Genomic DNA, 16,362 nt, shown 5'->3' with positions numbered 1-16,362 from the left:
GAATACCCATGGGTTTCAATTGCGGCATCGTCGGCCTGCCCAACGTCGGCAAGTCCACCCTGTTCAACGCCCTGACCAAGTCTGGCATCGCGGCGGAGAACTTCCCCTTCTGCACCATCGAGCCTAACAGCGGCATCGTGCCGATGCCCGATGCGCGCTTGAATGCACTGGCTGAAATCGTCAAGCCAAACCGCATCCTGCCGACCACCATGGAGTTCGTCGACATCGCCGGCCTGGTGGCTGGTGCCTCGAAAGGCGAAGGTCTGGGCAACAAGTTCCTCGCCAACATCCGCGAGACCGACGCCATTGCCCACGTGGTGCGCTGCTTCGAAGACGAGAACGTGATCCACGTTTCCAACAGCGTCGACCCCAAGCGTGACATCGAGATCATCGACCTCGAGCTGATCTTCGCCGACCTCGACAGCTGCGAGAAGCAGCTGCAGAAGGTTGCCCGCAACGCCAAGGGCGGCGACAAGGAAGCCCTGGCGCAGAAGGCCATCCTCGAACAGCTGATCCCGCACTTCACCGAAGGCAAGCCAGCGCGCAGCCTGATGAAGAACATGAGCGCCGAAGACAAGGCGGTCATCCGCGGCTTCCACCTGCTGACCAGCAAGCCGGTCATGTACATCGCCAACGTGGCCGAAGACGGCTTCGACAACAACCCGCATCTGGACGTGGTCAAGGCCATCGCCGAGGAAGAAGGCGCGGTAGTGGTGCCGGTATGCAACAAGATCGAAGCGGAAATCGCCGAACTGGAAGACGGTGAAGAGAAGGACATGTTCCTCGAGGCCCTGGGCCTGGAAGAGCCTGGCCTGAACCGCGTTATCCGCGCCGGTTATGAGCTGCTGAACCTGCAGACCTACTTCACTGCCGGCGTGCAGGAAGTACGCGCCTGGACCGTACGCGTCGGTGCCACCGCACCACAGGCCGCTGGCGTGATCCACACCGACTTCGAAAAAGGTTTCATCCGCGCTGAAGTGGTGGCCTATGACGACTTCATCCAGTTCAAGGGTGAGAGCGGTGCCAAGGAAGCCGGTAAATGGCGTTTGGAAGGCAAGGACTACATCGTCAAGGACGGTGACGTTATGCACTTCCGCTTCAACGTCTAAGCGCCAGACTGCAGTACCTACGAACCCCTTGAGGCCAACGCCTCAAGGGGTTTTGTTTTTTCTGATCATGCACACGCCCTTCAGGAGCAGCCCCAACAATATTTGCAACGCCGCTGAAATCAGGGGCTGCTTTGCAGCCCTTTCGCGGCACAAGGCCGCTCCTACAACGGAACGCGTCGCCTGAACCAATGCATTCCCCTGTGGGAGATTACCCAGCCCTTTTGGGCTGCGCTGTCGCGCAGAGAACAAATATCGCTCGTCTGACGCGGCCTTTGTAGGAGCAGCCTTGTGCTGCGAAGAGGCCGGTACAAGCAACAGACAGGCTTTGTCAGTACCGGCCTCTTCGCAGCACAAGGCTGCTCCTACAGAACCTCACCGAACCAATGAGTCATGTGTTGTTCTATGAGAGCGGCCTTGTGTCGCGAAAGGGCCGCAGAGCGGCCCCGGAATTCAGCATCTAAGCTGTGATTCAGCACCCTCCCCTGGACGCACGCCCCATGCCCGAAAAACCCCGCTTCGACTGGCAACGCTGGTTACCCGGCCTGGTCACCCTGCTCCACTACCAACCCGCCTGGCTGCCCAAAGACATCGCCGCCGGCCTGGTGCTCACCACCATGCTGGTGCCGGTGGGTATCGCTTATGCCGAAGCTTCCGGCGTACCTGGCATCTACGGCCTGTACGCCACCATCATTCCGCTGCTGGCCTACGCCCTGTTCGGCCCCAGCCGCATCCTGGTGCTGGGCCCGGACTCGGCGCTGGCCGCGCCGATCCTGGCAGTGGTGGTGCAGTACGCCGCCAGCGACCCGCAACGGGCAATCGCCATCGCCAGCATGATGGCCCTGGTCGCCGGGGCGTTCTGTGTGATCGCCGGTTTGCTGCGCCTGGGCTTCATCACCGAACTGCTGTCCAAGCCGATCCGCTATGGCTACATGAACGGCATCGCCCTCACGGTGCTGATCAGCCAGTTGCCCAAACTGTTCGGGCTGTCGGTCGACAGCCAGGGCCCGCTGCGGGATACCTGGAACCTGATCCAGGCATTGCTCGCCGGCCAGGGCCATTGGCCAAGCTTCGTGGTCGGTGGCGGTAGCCTGGCGCTGATCCTGCTGCTCAAGCCGTTCAAGCGTTTGCCGGGCATTCTCATTGCTGTGGTGCTGGCCACGCTGGCGGTGAGCCTGCTGGGGCTCGACCAGCAAGGCGTGAAAGTGCTCGGCGAACTGCCCCAGGGGCTACCCAGCTTCGTGTTCCCCTGGGTCAGTGATATCGACCTGGTGGAGGTGCTGCTCGGCGGCATCGCAGTAGCGCTGGTGTCGTTCGCCGATACCAGTGTGCTGTCACGTTCATACGCCGCGCGCATGAAGGCCCCGGTCAACCCCAACCAGGAAATGTTCGGCCTGGGTGTGGCCAACCTGGCCTCGGGGCTGTTCCAGGGCATCCCCATCAGCAGCAGCTCATCGCGCACCCCCGTGGCCGAAGCGGCCGGCTCGCAGACTCAGCTCACCGGTATTATCGGCGCGCTGGCGGTGACCCTGTTGCTGCTGGTGGCGCCCAACCTGATGCAACACCTGCCCAACAGCGCCCTCGCGGCAGTGGTGATTGCCGCAGCATTGGGCCTGTTCGAGTTCGCCGACCTCAAGCGCATCTTCCGCATGCAGCAATGGGAATTCTGGCTGTCATTCACTTGCTTCGTCGGCGTAGCGGTATTCGGGGCCATTCCCGGTATCTGCATTGCCGTGGCTATATCGGTGATCGAATTCCTGTGGGACGGCTGGCGGCCGCATCACGCGGTGCTGGGACGGGTGGATGGCACCCGCGGTTACCATGATGTGCAGCGTTATCCACAGGCCCGACGCATTCCGGGGCTGGTGCTGCTGCGTTGGGATGCCCCGCTGTTCTTTGCCAATGCCGAACAGTTCCAGAGCACGGTGATGGCGGCGGTGGATGCATCGCCTACCCCGGTACAACGGCTGGTGATCGCGGCAGAGCCGGTGACCAGCATCGATATCACCTCGGCGGACATGCTGGCCGAGCTGGACCGGGCGCTGGAGGCGCGGGGGGTGGAGTTGCAGTTTGCCGAGATGAAGGACCCGGTAAAGGACAAGATGCGGCAGTTCGAGTTGTTCGAGCATATGGGGGAGTCGGCGTTTCATCCCACTGTTGGGGCAGCGGTGGACGCCTACCTGGAAGAGAGTGGGGTTGACTGGAAGCCCTAGGTTTTCCTGTACTGGCCCCTTCGCGGGTAAAACCGCTCCCACAAGAATTGCGTGATCCCATGGGCAACGCGATACCTGTGGGAGCGGGTTCACCCGCGAAGAAGCCCACGCCGCATCCGAAGCCGGTCGATCCAGATCAGCATGGCACTGGCATACACCGACACCGCCAGAAACAGCGCCATGCGTACGGCAAAGGCGCGGTACACATCCTGCCCGCCCGCGCTGTCCTGCACCGACTGCCCCAGCAAGATCAGCATGGTCGTCAGGCAGCTCACCCAGTACGCCGGGCTTTGCCTGGTATCCACCGCACGGTAGAGCCTGCGCCCCTGCCAGAGAACGAACAGCAGCACCCACAGGAAAAACATCCACAGGTGCACGAACAGGCTCAACGCGCCCCACATCAATATCGCCAGCAACCCGGCCAGCAAGGTCGAGCCGATCAGTTCGCGGCTGGCATGCCGTGCGCGGGTCTCACCGGCCTGCTGCCCCAGGCTCACTGCCTTCATGATCAGCGGCATGTACTGGTCCGGGGCGATCAGCGCCAGCAAGAAGGCCGGCATGACGATCAACGTAGCACGCAAGGCAACCCAGCTCACCTGGTCACTGTCGAGCAGAGGCGGTGCCGGTTGCGCCGGCGCATCGGCCGGCTCGGGAAACAGCACATGCGCCGCTGCCGTGCCCAGCACCGCCAGCAGCATGCCTTTGGCCAGCGCTTCGACCACCGACAGCGCCAGGCTGAAGTCGCTGGTGCCGGCGGCAGCGATCATGGTCAGGCCGATAACCAGCAAATTGGCCAACAGGCCATTGCCGCCTTTCAGTGCATAACGCAAGGTAAGGAAAACCCCCACACTCACCAGCAACACCCCACTTACCGGGGCATGGCGCAGCAGCGGAATCAGCAGCAGCCCGCTGCCGCAAGCAAGCAGCACCAGCACCGCCAAGGCCGGTGCCGCACGCAGGGGCAAGGGCTGGCTGCGCATGGCCAGCAACAACACCGCGAACACCGGCGCCAGGATCGGTACCGGCAAGCCAATGCCGAAACTCACCGCCAGGCAAAGCGCCACGCCCCAGGCCAGGCGCAGGGCACGCAGGCGGCGTAGTTCAATAGGCATACGACAGCCAGCTCATCAGCCACATGAACAGCCGGCCCAGCAGGTTCAATGGGTTGCCCTCGCTTGGCAGGGCCATGACTTCGGCCTGGCCACCGACCCGCAATACGGTCTTGTCCTGCAACTGGTCACGCTCCAGTTCGACGATAACCGGGAAGCGCTGTGCGGAGCGCAGCCACTCGCGGCTGTTCTGTACGGTCGGCAACGTACCTGGCGGGGCACTCTGGCCCACGCTCACACCGTAGCCGATGCTGCGAATGCGCCCCTTCAACACCGTGCCGGGCAGCGCATCGAGCACTACCAGCACCGGGGTTTCAGGGCGCAGCCGACCTAGGTTGTTCTCGGTCATGTCGGCACTTATCCACACGTCATGGATAGTGATCAGGGTCATCATCGGGTTGCCGGCGCCAACATAGTGGCCAACGTCGGTGCGCAGGTCGGTGATCAACCCGTCTGCATCGGCGCGTACCATGGTGCGCGCCAGGTCCAGCCGGGCTTTTTCCACATTGGCCGCCGCGCTGCGCAGTTGGGCGTTGTCGTCCTGCGCCCCGCCCTGCTGCTCACGGGCCCGCTCAACTTCGGCACGGGCTGCCGCCACCTGGCTGATGGCCTGGTCGCGGCTGGCCTGGGCGCCCTCCAGGCGGCGCACCGACACCGTGCCCGGGTCTTCATCGATCAGGCGCTTGAGCCGCTCGGCGTCCTGCCGGGCCTTGCGCTCGTTGGCCTGGGCTGCCACCAGCGCCGCCTGGGCCGAGTCGATGCCAGCGGTGTGGGCGCCGATCTGCCGGCGTACCGTGTCCAGGTCGGCTTCGGCGCGGGCCAGGGCGATGCGATATTGCTCCTGGTCCAGTTCGAACAACACATCGCCCTTGCGCACTTCCTGGTTGTTGCCCACCGCCACACGCTTCACCTGCCCAGCCACCTCGGCACTCACTGGCACCACGTAGGCCTGCAGGCGGGCTTGCTGGGTATAGGGCGTGAAGCGATCGGCCAGCAGGTACCACAGCAGGCTCACGACAATCAGCAGCAGCACCCAGCGCATGCCGCGATCGGGGGCTGGCGGGGCTGGCGGGGATGGTGTCGGCGTGGTGTCGCTCATTTCGTTTCACCTTGTGCATGTGCGCTGGGGCCTGGTTCGTCAAGCAGTTCACCCCAGTCGGTGCGTTGCTGCATCTGCTGGCGGGTGGCCGGGTCGATCGGTGCGCGGCTGGTGTCCCAGCCGCCGCCCAGGGCCTTGTACAGCGTCACCAGGCTGCTGACCGCATTGCCGCGACTGACCAGATAGCCGTCCTGTTGCTGCAGCAGCAGTTGCTGGGCGTCGAGCACGCGCTGGAAGTCGGCAAAGCCTTCGCGGTACTGCGAGCTGGCCAGGTTCAGGGAGCGCTGCGCGGCCTGCGAGGCCTGGTCGCGGATACTTGCGCTCTGCAGCGAGCGCACCAGCCCGCTGGCGGCATCGTCGGCCTCACGGGCGGCTTCGCGCACATCCTGGTGATACAGCTCGATCAGTTGCTGCAAGCGGGCATCTTCCACGCGCACAGCGTTCTTGCGTCGGCCGTAGTCGAACGGGTTCCAGATCAGGCTGGGCCCGGCGGCGATGTCGAAGGTATCGGGCAAATGATTGGCCGTGACGAAACTCCAGCCGATGCTGCCCAACAGGCTCAGTTGTGGATAAAGGTCGGCCTCGGCCACCCCGACCAGCGCCGACTGCGCCGCTACCGCCTGCTCGGCGGCACGGATGTCCGGGCGGCGCTGCAGCAGGCGGGCGGGCACATCCTGCAGCACGGCACGGTCCGGCAATGGCAACTGGCCGTGACCGGCATCCAGCTGTGGCAGCGGCCCGGGCGCGCGGCCCAGCAGCGAGCACAGCACGTTGCGCAGGGCATTGAGCTGGTTCTGGAACTCGGGGATGGTGGCCTGGGTAGCCAGATACTGGGTGCGCGCCTGTTGCCAGTCGAGTTCGTCGTTTTCGCCATGACGGAACAGCCGCTCGGTTATCTCCAGGCTGCGCTCCTGGCGGCGGGCGTTTTCTTCGGCGATATCCAGCCGCGCCTCGGCGGTGCGCAGGGCAAAGTAGGTGTCGGCCACCTGCGCACGCAACAGCAGCATGGCATCGGCGTAATTGGCCTGGGAGGCGAAGTAGACGGCGTCGGCGCTTTCGATGGCGCGGCTGAAGCGCCCCCAGAAGTCGATTTCCCAGCCGATGTCGAAGCCCGCGCTGGATTGCCAGAACACCGAGTCGCGAGCGGTGGCGGTGCCGGACTGATCCTGTTTCAGGTAAAGGCTCTGCGCGCGCAGTTGCTGCAGCTGTGGATAACGCCCGGTCTGCACGATGGCCAACTGGGCGCGGGCTTCGGCAACGCGCAAACCAGCCACGCGCAGGTTGCTGTTATTGGCATCGGCCTCGGCGATCAAGGCATCCAGGGCAGGGTCGGCGAACACGGCCCACCACTGGCGCAGGTCGGGCGCCGCGGCCTGCTGCCCGGCCTGCTCCAGCAGCGGGGTGTTCCAAGTGCCCAGCCACGGGTCCTGCGGCGGCTGGAAATCCGGGCCGACCTGGGTACAGCCCACCAACGCGGCAGCCAGGCTCAGTGCACAACCACAGAAGCGTCCGGGCATGGCAGGCCTTGGCCTATGCCGACGGTTCGACGGGATTTTCCGGCACCTGCAGCGCCACCCACTGCCAGAACAGTACATAAGTGACGCCCAGGATCACCGGCCCGATGAACAGGCCGATGATGCCTTTGACCACCATGCCGCCCAATGCCCCGATCAGCACCACCGGCATAGGCACGTCCACCCCGCGCCCCAGCAGCAGCGGCTTGAGCACGTTGTCGGCAAGCCCGGCGACGAAGGTGTAGATGGCGAAAATGATGGTCGCCACGGTAAAGCCTTCGACGTTGAAGATGTAGATGATCACCGGCACCGTTATCAACGTGGCCGGTGCCTGGGCAATCCCCAGCATGAGGATGACGATGGCCAGCATCCCGGCCCCCGGTACCCCTTTGATGACGAAGCCGACACCGATCAGCAGCATCTGGATGAAGGCAATGCCGATCACGCCCTGGGCCACCGCGCGAATGGTGGCGGTGCACAGCTTGGCCAATGGCTTGCCGCGCTCCTCCCCCGACACCCGCATGGCGATGCGCTGCGCCGCGATTTCGCCGCGATCACCGAACGCCATGATGATGCCCGAGACGATGATCGCCGCGATGAACAGCAGGAACGCGCCGCCTGCGCTGGCTGCTGCCCCCAGCACCGTGCGCCCGGCACCCTTGAGCTGGGGCATCCACTGGTTCAGCACACCGGCCATGTTTTCCGAGGCGGCCAGCCACAAGGCATGCACCTTCGGCCCGATCAGCGGCCAGGCCGCCACCGAGTCGGGAGGGGCCGGCACGGTCCAGGCCCCGCTTTTCAGCAGCGTCACCAGGCTGTCCACCGATTCGCCGATGGACATCACCACCAGGTAGATCGGCACCAGCAGCACGACCAGTACCAGCAGAACGACCAGCGTCGCCGAAAGCCCGTCCTTGAGCCCTGTGCGGCGCTGGATGCGGCAATACAACGGGTACAAGGTCACCGCCAGGATCACCGACCACAGCATCAGCTCCAGGAACGGCTGGAACGTCTGGAAGGCGAATATCACCAGCGCAGCCACCAGGCCGGCCTTGATGAGCACATCGAGCAAGCCCCGCGACAGGCGGCTGTCCATCTTGATACCCGGTTGCATGCTTCACCTCCGAACTCCAGGTGCGCCATGTGGCGCGATTCAGTGGCCCGCTTCAGGGGCTGCCGGTGTGGGGCTGTCGTCACGCAACTGCCGCGCCAGGGCCATCATTACCAACGGCACTACCGCCATCGACAAGGTGATGGCCAGCACCAGCAGGTCATGCACCTGCTGCCCCAGCACCTGATGATCCAACGCCAGCTTGAACACCACGAAGGCAAACTCGCCGCCAGACGCCAGCACCACGCCCAGGCACAGCGCCTGGGCCTGGGTGAGCCCACCTGCGGTGCGGCCCAGGCCATAAAGCAGCGGCAATTTGATCATCACCAGCAGCAGGGTCAGCCCCAGCACCATTAACGGCATGCCGAACAGCAGGCGCAGGTCGGCGCTCATCCCCACGCCAACGAAGAACAGCCCCAGCAGCAACCCCTTGATGGGCTCGATCTGGGTTTCCAGTTCGTGACGGAAAGGCGACTCGGCCATCAGGACGCCCGCCAGAAACGCCCCCAACGCCATGGACACGCCTACATGCTCCATCACCCAGGCGGTGCCCAGCACCACCAACAGGGCGGTAGCGGTCGACAGCTCCGGCAGGCCCGAACCGACTGTCCATTTGAAGACAGGGGTCAACAGGTAGCGGCCAAAGATGATCAGCACACCTATGCCAACCACCACCGCCAACACCGGCCAGGCGCCTTCGTCGGCGGTACTGACATCACCACCAAGCAGCGGCACAACGGCAATCAGCGGGATCGCGGCAATGTCCTGGAACAGCAGGATCGCCACGGCCAGGCGGCCGTGCGGCTTGCCCAGGTCCTTGCGCTCGGCCAGTACCTGCAGGCCAAACGCTGTGGACGACAGCGCAAGGCCCAGGCCCAGCACGATGGCAGCTGGCTTCGACTGGCCGAACAGCCAGTACGCCAGCAGGCCAAGCACTAAAGCACTCAGGCCCACTTGTAGCGAGCCGACGCCAAACAGCGCCCGGCGCATGCCCCACAAACGCCGCGGCGAAAGCTCCAGGCCGATGACGAACAACAACATCACCACACCCATCTCCGACAGGCGTGCCACGTTATCCGGGTTGTTCAGCAGGCCAAATACCGATGGCCCTATGAGGATGCCCGCCAGCAGATAGCCGGGCACCGCCCCCATTTTCAAACGCTGCGCCAGCGGTACCAGAAGCACCACCGCCAGCAGAAACACCACCGTCGCCTGCAACAGGCTGCCATCATGTGGCATAGGCTCGCACCCTCGCTGCTCCCCGCGGGGAGAGATCAGAAACGCTCTTCGACGACTTTGAACGGGTAGTTGACGGCCTTGTATTTGCCGATCTTGCCGCGCTTGGGCAATTTCACCAGCCCGTCGCGGGTGATGTCCTTGTAGGGAATGCGCGTCAACAGATGGCTGATGATGTTCAGCCGGGCACGGCGCTTGTCGTTGGAATGGGCCATGAACCACGGTGCCCATGACGAGTCGGAGGCGGCGAACATTTCGTCGCGGGCCCGGGTGTATTCATCCCAGCGTGTGTAGGACTTGAGGTCCATCGGCGACAGCTTCCACAGCTTGCGGCCATCGTTGATGCGGTCCTGCAGGCGGCGGGTCTGCTCTTCGGCGCTGACCTCCAGCCAGTACTTGATGAGGATGATCCCCGACTCGACCATCATCTTTTCGAACAGCGGCACCACGGTGAGAAACTTGCTGCTCTGCTCTTCACTGCAGAAGCCCATCACTCGCTCGACACCGGCGCGGTTGTACCAGCTGCGGTCGAAGATCACTACCTCGCCCGCGGCAGGCAGGTGGCCCAGGTAGCGTTGCACATACATCTGGCTCTTTTCCCGCTCGGTTGGCGCCGGCAGCGCCACCACGCGGAATACTCGCGGGCTGACGCGCTCGGTAATGGCCTTGATGGTACCGCCCTTGCCGGCGCCATCGCGGCCCTCGAAGACAATGCACACCTTCAGGCCCTTGGCCACCACCCATTCCTGCAGCTTCACCAGCTCCACGTGCAGCTGCTTGAGCTCCTTCTCGTACGCCTTGCCGCCCAGTTTCTCCGGCTGGTCCTTGGGGTCTCTCTTCCTGGACGACTTCGACATGGCACTCTCCTGAGGGCGAATGAAGAGTCAGTATGGTCGATCCATGGCAGTTTGCCGCTTCGCTTGTGGATTTCGCAGGTTTGCCTCTATCTCATTGATTCTACGAGTGCTGGTGAGTGTTCCGGGGTGGGTGTAGGAGCGGGTTTACCCGCGAATGCGTCATCAAAGCTACCGACGCATTCGCGGGTGAACCCGCCCCCACAGGGTACGGGGTGCCTTCAAGGCCGGATTACTTGGCCATCTTGTTGTAGCTGGTCATCAGGTTGCGGTAGTCCGGAATATGGTTGGAGAACAGGGTCCCCAGCCCTTCGATGTCGTTGCGCCAGTCACGGTGCAGCTCGCAGGCCACGCCGAACCAGGTCATCAGTTGCGCCCCGGCGGCCTCCATGCGCCGCCAGGCCGAGTCACGGGTCAGTTCGTTGAAAGTGCCGGAGGCATCGGTGACGACGAATACCTCGAAGCCCTCCTCCAGCGCCGACAGTGCCGGGAAGGCCACGCACACTTCGGTCACCACGCCGGCGATCAGCAGCTGCTTCTTGCCGGTAGCCTTGACGGCCTTGACGAAGTCCTCGTTGTCCCAGGCGTTGATGTTGCCAGGCCGGGCGATGTACGGGGCGTCGGGGAACTGCTCTTTCAGTTCGGGCACCAGCGGGCCGTTGGGGCCGGTCTCGAAACTGGTGGTGAGAATGGTCGGCAGCTTGAAGTACTTGGCCAGGTCCGACAGGGCCAGGACGTTGTTCTTGAAGCGGTCGGGGTCGATGTCCCTTACCAGCGAGAGCAGGCCGGTCTGGTGGTCGACCAGCAGCACGGCGGCGTTGTTCTTGTCCAGACGCTTGTATTGGAAGGCCATGACAGGTTTCCTTGCGTTAGCGGGTTGGGAATATCAGCGTAGGCAAGGATGAAAGGTGGATGGAACCGTCAGTCGGTTCGCCTGCCAAGGCCGGCGATGGGGCCGCATGGCGGCCCCTGCAATGCTCAGCCGAGCACCTTGCCAGCTACCTCATCGACCGCCACCTTGGTGATGGCGACGATCTTTTCGGCATCCTCCTGGTCCAGCACCAACGGCGGTGCGAAACCGAGAATGTCACCATGCGGCATGGCCCGGGCGATCATCCCGCGCTCAAGGCACGCTGCCGACACCTGTGGCCCGACTTTCAACGCCGGATCGAACGCCTTACGCGCCTCGCGATCGGCCATGAACTCGATTGCGCAAAGCATGCCGTCACCCCGTACTTCACCTACCAGCGGGTGGCCTTCGAAGGTTTCGCGCATGCGCCGGTTCAGGTATGCCCCCACCACTTCGGCATTCTCGGTCAGGTTCTCGCGCTCGAGAATATCCAGGTTGGCCAGCGCCGCCGCCGCGCAGATCGGGTGCCCGGAGTAGGTCCAGCCGTGGCCCATCGGGCCGGCCTTCTGCGAGCCTTCTTCGATCACGTTCCACACCTTCTCACCAACGATCACTGCCGACAGAGGCGCATAGGCGCTGGTCAGGCCCTTGGCCGTGGTGATCAGGTCCGGGCGGATGTCGTAGCGCTGGCTGCCCATCTTCGAGCCCAGGCGGCCGAAGGCGCACACCACTTCGTCGGCGATCAGCAGCACGTCGTAGCGATCGAGCACGGCCTGGATCGCCTTCCAGTAGCCCTTGGGCGGCACGATGATGCCACCGGTGCCCATCAGCGGCTCGCCAATGAACGCGGCGACGGTATCGGGGCCTTCGGCCAGGATCAATTGCTCCAGCTCGTCGGCGCAGTAGCGCACGAAGGCCTGCTCGTCCATGCCGGCCGGTGCCTTGCGGTACCAGTGCGGGCAGACCGTATGCTTGACGCCTTCCACCGGCAGGTCGAAATGCTGGTGGAAGCTGGGCAGGCCGGTAAGGCTGCCAGTCATGATGCCCGAGCCGTGATAGCCGCGGTCGCGAGAGATGATCTTTTTCTTGAGTGGACGACCGAGGATATTGTTGTAGTAGCGCACCAGCTTAACCTGGGTCTCATTGGCATCGGAACCCGACAGGCCGTAATAGACCTTTTTCATCCCGGCCGGCGCCCAGTCGATGATGCGGCTGGAAAGCTCGATGATCGCTTCGGTCGAGTGGCCGACGTAGGTGTGGTAATACGCCAGCTCCTTGGCCTGGCGATGGATGGCGTCAGCGACCTCGGTACGCCCGTAACCGATGTTCACGCAGTACAGGCCGGCGAAGGCGTCTATCAGTTCGCGGCCTTCATGGTCACGCAGGCGGATGCCCTCGGCACCGGTGATGATCCGGCCCTTGAGCGCGCCGCTGGCGTGGTCATGGGCGTGGGTCGAAGGGTGCATGAAGTGGGCGCGGTCCTGTTCGAACAGCTGGCTGAAATCTTGGCTCATGGCAAACACTCCTTAGAACTGACCGTGGTGGTGCAAGCAAACGTATTTGGTTTCGACGAAGGGTTCGAAGCCCTCGCTGCCGCCTTCGCGGCCTAGGCCCGAGGCCTTCATGCCGCCGAACGGGATGGGGTGGCCGGTGAACTTGACGCCGTTGATCGCCACCATCGCGTGGTCGAGCCGGCGCACCAGCGGGTGCACGACATCGAGGCGGTTGCCGACGATGTAGGCAGCCAGGCCGTACTCGGTGTCATTGGCCATGGTGATGGCCTGCTCCAGCGTGTCGAACGGCATGACCCCGGCAATAGGCGCGAAGTTTTCTTCCTGGTAGATGCGCATCGCCGGCGTGACATCGGCGAGCACCGTCGGCTGGAAGAACCAGCCACCCAGCGCATGTCCCTCGCCTCCGACCAGGCGCCGGGCGCCACGCTGCAGGGCGTCCTCGACCCGGGCCTGGGTGGCATCGAAGGCGGCCTGGTGCATCAACGGGCCGACCTCTGCCGCCGTCTCCTCGCCATCGACCATCGCCGGGCCAACCTTCAACGCCCGCACCGCTTCGGCGAAACGCATCAGGAATGCTTCGTACAACGGCCGCTGCACCATGATCCGGTTGGCCGCGCAGCAGTCCTGGCCAGACGTCTGGAACTTGGCGGCCACGGCCACCCGCACGGCCAGCTCCAGGTCGGCATCGGCGCAGACGATGAACGGCGCGTTGCCGCCCAGCTCCAGCGCCACTTTCTTCACATCCTGAGCTGCGGCTTGCAGCACCAGCTTGCCGACACGGGTCGAGCCGGTGAAGCTGACCGCCCGCACGCGGCTGTCGCGCACCAGGGTTTCCATGGCCATCTGCGGCTCGCCGATTACCACGTTGAACACCCCCGGCGGGAAGCCGGCGTCCTCTGCCAGCTGGGCCAGGGCCAGCGCCGAAAACGGTGTTTCGTGGGCCGGCTTGACCACCACCGTGCAGCCGGCCGCCAACGCCGCAGCCGCCTTGCGGGTGATCATGGCACTGGGGAAGTTCCACGGGGTGAGCAGCGCGCAGACCCCGACGGGCTCCTTCAGCGTACTCAGCTGGGCACCCGGAATATGGCTGGGGATAGTCTGCCCGTTGAGGCGCCGGGCCTCCTCGGCAAACCAGGGGATGAAGCTTGCCGCATAGGCGATTTCACCGCGTGCTTCGGCCAGCGGCTTACCCTGTTCCTCGCTGAGAATGCGCGCCAGAGCCTCCTGGTGCTCGAGCATCAATTCAGCCCAGCGCCGCAACAGCGCAGCGCGGCTGTCCAGGCTCTGCTGGCGCCAGGCCGGGAAAGCCCGCTGGGCGGCATCCACCGCGGCGACGATCTGCTCGTGGTCGAGCAGCGGCACATGGCCGATGACCTGGCGGTTGGCCGGGTCATGCACGGCGATGCTGTTGCCGCTGTGGCTGTGCAGCCATTGGCCATCGACGTAGCACAGGCTGTTGAATGGGTAGTGGTGTGACATGACTGTTCTCCATACCTCGTTGTCGTGGCGCCAGGTTCAGGCCAGTACGTCGGCTATCACCGCCAGGGTGTCGCCGCACTGCACCAGGCCGGGAAAGTGCCGGGCTGCGAGCAAGCCATCGCGTCGGGCGCGGTACTCGACCGGAGCGCTGCCGGTGCGGCGGATGTCATGGATACGGGCGATCACTTCGCCCTGGCTGACCGTTTCGCCCAGGTCGCGGCACATCTCCAGCAATCCGTCGTGCTCGCTGGCGATGAAGCAATCGCCATCGGGCATGTCCAGCAGGGTTGTCTCGCCCTGCTCCACTTCGCCGGCAAGGATGCCGGCGTGAATCAGCACATTGCGCACGCCGCGCTCCGCCAGGGCCACGCTTTTCGCCGTGGAGGTGCCACCACCGCCCAGTTCGGTGGTGATGAACACCTTGCCCTGCTCTTCTGCCGCGGTGTCGTACATCGCCTGCGCATCCAGCTCGAGCATGCGCATGCTGTAGGGCGCGGCGAAGGCCTGCATGCCGGCTTCACAGCGGGCCTGCTGGGCCTTGTCGGGCAGCACATGGCATGCAGCGAACGGCAGGAAATCGAGGGTGCGACCACCGGAGTGGATGTCCAGGACGATATCGGCCAACGGCAACAAGGTGCGGCGGAAATAATCGGCGATCTTTTCCGTCACGCTGCCATCAGGCCGGCCAGGGAAGCTGCGGTTAAGGTTGCCCCGGTCGATCGGCGAAGTACGGGTGCCCGCCTGGAACGCCGGTGTGTTCATGAACGGCACGATGATCACCCGCCCGTTTACCTGCTCGGGCTGCAGCTGCTGAGCCAACTTGCTCAGCGCCACCGGGCCTTCGTATTCATCACCGTGATTGCCACCAGTGAGCAAGGCAGTAGGGCCATTGCCATTCCTGACCACCGTCAGCGGAATCATCACCGCCCCCCAGGCCGAGTCGTCACGCGAGTACGGCAGCTTGAGGAAGCCGTGCTGCACACCGTCCTGCTCGAAATCCAAGGTACAGGTGATCGGGTTGGCCACCGTGGCGGCGGCCTGTGCGATTGCATTCATGGGTCAGTCCTTCACGAACAGCTGGCGCGGCACGTTGCACAGGGTCTCGACCCCGGTCTCGGTGATGAGGATGCTTTCGGTGATCTCCAGGCCCCAGTCGTCCATCCACAGCCCTGGCATGAAGTGGAAGGTCATGCCCGGTTGCAGCACGCTGGTGTCGCTCGGGCGCAGGCTCATGGTGCGCTCGCCCCAATCTGGCGGGTAACTGATACCGATCGGGTAACCACAGCGGCTGTCCTTGTGTATGCCGAACTTCTCCAGCACACGGAAGAACGCCCTGGCGATGTCACCGGTGGTATTGCCTGGCCGCGCAGCATCGAGGCCGGCCGCGATACCTTCGACCACCGCCTTTTCGCCATCGAGAAAGTGTTGCGGCGGCTTGCCCAGGTACACGGTACGCGACAGCGGGCAGTGGTAGCGCTTGTAGCAGCCGGCAATCTCGAAGAACGTGCCGGCGCCGCGGGTGAACGGGGAATCGTCCCAGGTAAGGTGCGGCGCGCTGGCATCTGCGCCAGTCGGCAGCAACGGCACGATGGCCGGGTAGTCGCCGCCATGGCCATCGACACCGAGAATGCCGCTGCGGTAGATCTCGGCCACCAGCTCGTTCTTGCGTATGCCGGGCTCGATGCGTTCGAGGATGCACCCGTGCATCTGTTCGACGATGCGCGCGGCGATACGCATGTATTCGATTTCCTGCGGCGACTTGACCGCCCGCTGCCAGTTGACCAGCCCGGCGGCATCGCTGAAGCGCGCCTGCGGCAAGTGCTTGCACAGCGCCTGGTAGGCCGCCGCGCTGAAGTAGTAGTTGTCCATCTCCACGCCGATGCTCAGGCCGCCCCAGCCCTTGGGCAGAATCACCTCCTGGCACAGGTAGTCCATCGGGTGGCGCTCGCGTGACTGCACATAGATGTCCGGGTAGCCGACGATGTTGTCGTGCTGCATGAACACCGTGCGCCTTGCGCCATTGGCGTCCTGGCCGCGGCCAAACCAGATCGGCTCGCCATCGAGCGCCAGCAGCACGCACTGGTGCACGTAGAACGACCAGCCGTCATAGCCGGTGAGCCAGGCCATGTTCGATGGATCGGTAACCAGCAAAAGCTCCAGGCCCTGTTGCTGCATGGCAGCGCGGGTCTTGGCCAGGCGCTGGGCGTACTCCTGCCGGCTGAACGGCAGGTTGACCACTGTCTGTGACATACGGATGCCCTTCTTGTGAGTGGGTTG

13 protein-coding genes are annotated in these 16,362 nt (G+C 64.1%); 2 read left to right on the top strand and 11 right to left on the bottom strand.

Annotated elements, in window-relative coordinates; all coding sequences use genetic code 11:
* Positions 1-8: 8 nt before the first annotated feature.
* Together ychF and sulP are read left to right on the top strand one after the other, a co-directional pair.
* The gene (gene ychF / locus E5221_RS04260) at positions 9-1,109 is read left to right on the top strand and encodes a redox-regulated ATPase YchF (RefSeq protein ID WP_013970895.1); all 1,101 of its coding nucleotides are present in this window, start codon (positions 9-11) and stop codon (positions 1,107-1,109) included.
* Between the two features lie 497 nt (positions 1,110-1,606).
* Positions 1,607-3,319, top strand: coding sequence for a sulfate permease (gene sulP / locus E5221_RS04255; RefSeq protein WP_182329730.1), 1,713 nt, complete (start codon positions 1,607-1,609; stop codon positions 3,317-3,319).
* Between the two features lie 89 nt (positions 3,320-3,408).
* On the opposite strand, the gene E5221_RS04250 is transcribed toward sulP, so the two are convergent.
* The 11 genes from E5221_RS04250 to doeA all read right to left on the bottom strand — a co-directional run bounded on the left by E5221_RS04250 (position 3,409) and on the right by doeA (position 16,335).
* Entirely contained in the window at positions 3,409-4,431 is a 1,023-nt protein-coding gene (locus E5221_RS04250; RefSeq protein WP_015268935.1) for a DUF2955 domain-containing protein, read from the bottom strand.
* Positions 4,421-5,527, bottom strand: a complete 1,107-nt coding sequence (locus tag E5221_RS04245) for an HlyD family secretion protein (protein WP_247846900.1) — start codon at positions 5,525-5,527, stop codon at positions 4,421-4,423. Before E5221_RS04245 ends, E5221_RS04250 begins: the two co-directional genes overlap by 11 nt.
* Complete coding sequence (locus E5221_RS04240) at positions 5,524-7,044, bottom strand: TolC family protein (protein WP_247846899.1); 1,521 nt, start codon at positions 7,042-7,044, stop codon at positions 5,524-5,526. Before E5221_RS04240 ends, E5221_RS04245 begins: the two co-directional genes overlap by 4 nt.
* 13 nt (positions 7,045-7,057) lie before the next feature.
* Positions 7,058-8,155, bottom strand: coding sequence for an AI-2E family transporter (locus tag E5221_RS04235; protein WP_013970855.1), 1,098 nt, complete (start codon positions 8,153-8,155; stop codon positions 7,058-7,060).
* A 39-nt stretch (positions 8,156-8,194) separates the two neighbouring features.
* Positions 8,195-9,391 (bottom strand): monovalent cation:proton antiporter-2 (CPA2) family protein, encoded by a 1,197-nt coding sequence (locus tag E5221_RS04230; protein WP_247846898.1) that lies wholly within the window; start codon positions 9,389-9,391, stop codon positions 8,195-8,197.
* A 35-nt stretch (positions 9,392-9,426) separates the two neighbouring features.
* The gene (gene ppk2 / locus E5221_RS04225) at positions 9,427-10,245 is read right to left on the bottom strand and encodes a polyphosphate kinase 2 (protein ID WP_003256373.1); all 819 of its coding nucleotides are present in this window, start codon (positions 10,243-10,245) and stop codon (positions 9,427-9,429) included.
* Between the two features lie 229 nt (positions 10,246-10,474).
* On the bottom strand, positions 10,475-11,095 hold the full coding sequence (gene ycaC, locus E5221_RS04220; protein WP_013970853.1) for an isochorismate family cysteine hydrolase YcaC: 621 nt from the start codon (positions 11,093-11,095) through the stop codon (positions 10,475-10,477).
* 125 nt (positions 11,096-11,220) lie between these two features.
* Positions 11,221-12,606 (bottom strand): aspartate aminotransferase family protein, encoded by a 1,386-nt coding sequence (locus E5221_RS04215; RefSeq protein WP_247846897.1) that lies wholly within the window; start codon positions 12,604-12,606, stop codon positions 11,221-11,223.
* A 12-nt stretch (positions 12,607-12,618) separates the two neighbouring features.
* On the bottom strand, positions 12,619-14,085 hold the full coding sequence (locus tag E5221_RS04210) for an NAD-dependent succinate-semialdehyde dehydrogenase (RefSeq protein ID WP_247846896.1): 1,467 nt from the start codon (positions 14,083-14,085) through the stop codon (positions 12,619-12,621).
* Positions 14,086-14,121: 36 nt separating this feature from the next.
* Positions 14,122-15,141: a N(2)-acetyl-L-2,4-diaminobutanoate deacetylase DoeB gene (gene doeB / locus E5221_RS04205; RefSeq protein ID WP_052261083.1), complete on the bottom strand. Its 1,020-nt coding sequence runs from the start codon at positions 15,139-15,141 to the stop codon at positions 14,122-14,124.
* 3 nt (positions 15,142-15,144) lie between these two features.
* The gene (gene doeA / locus E5221_RS04200; RefSeq protein WP_247846895.1) at positions 15,145-16,335 is read right to left on the bottom strand and encodes an ectoine hydrolase DoeA; all 1,191 of its coding nucleotides are present in this window, start codon (positions 16,333-16,335) and stop codon (positions 15,145-15,147) included.
* Positions 16,336-16,362: the final 27 nt, after the last annotated feature.

This window comes from Pseudomonas sp. A2 (assembly GCF_023100865.1).
Lineage (GTDB): Bacteria > Pseudomonadota > Gammaproteobacteria > Pseudomonadales > Pseudomonadaceae > Aquipseudomonas > Aquipseudomonas asiatica.
Note: the sequence above shows the minus strand (reverse complement) of the source record. Positions and strands in the feature narration are given on the sequence as shown.

Coding starts and splice junctions, on each gene's coding strand:
- ychF (WP_013970895.1), top strand. CDS start 9: ATGGGTTTCAATTGCGGCATCGTCGGCCTGCCCAACGTCGGCAAGTCC.
- sulP (WP_182329730.1), top strand. CDS start 1,607: ATGCCCGAAAAACCCCGCTTCGACTGGCAACGCTGGTTACCCGGCCTG.
- E5221_RS04250 (WP_015268935.1), bottom strand. CDS start 4,431: ATGCCTATTGAACTACGCCGCCTGCGTGCCCTGCGCCTGGCCTGGGGC.
- E5221_RS04245 (WP_247846900.1), bottom strand. CDS start 5,527: ATGAGCGACACCACGCCGACACCATCCCCGCCAGCCCCGCCAGCCCCC.
- E5221_RS04240 (WP_247846899.1), bottom strand. CDS start 7,044: ATGCCCGGACGCTTCTGTGGTTGTGCACTGAGCCTGGCTGCCGCGTTG.
- E5221_RS04235 (WP_013970855.1), bottom strand. CDS start 8,155: ATGCAACCGGGTATCAAGATGGACAGCCGCCTGTCGCGGGGCTTGCTC.
- E5221_RS04230 (WP_247846898.1), bottom strand. CDS start 9,391: ATGCCACATGATGGCAGCCTGTTGCAGGCGACGGTGGTGTTTCTGCTG.
- ppk2 (WP_003256373.1), bottom strand. CDS start 10,245: ATGTCGAAGTCGTCCAGGAAGAGAGACCCCAAGGACCAGCCGGAGAAA.
- ycaC (WP_013970853.1), bottom strand. CDS start 11,095: ATGGCCTTCCAATACAAGCGTCTGGACAAGAACAACGCCGCCGTGCTG.
- E5221_RS04215 (WP_247846897.1), bottom strand. CDS start 12,606: ATGAGCCAAGATTTCAGCCAGCTGTTCGAACAGGACCGCGCCCACTTC.
- E5221_RS04210 (WP_247846896.1), bottom strand. CDS start 14,085: ATGTCACACCACTACCCATTCAACAGCCTGTGCTACGTCGATGGCCAA.
- doeB (WP_052261083.1), bottom strand. CDS start 15,141: ATGAATGCAATCGCACAGGCCGCCGCCACGGTGGCCAACCCGATCACC.
- doeA (WP_247846895.1), bottom strand. CDS start 16,335: ATGTCACAGACAGTGGTCAACCTGCCGTTCAGCCGGCAGGAGTACGCC.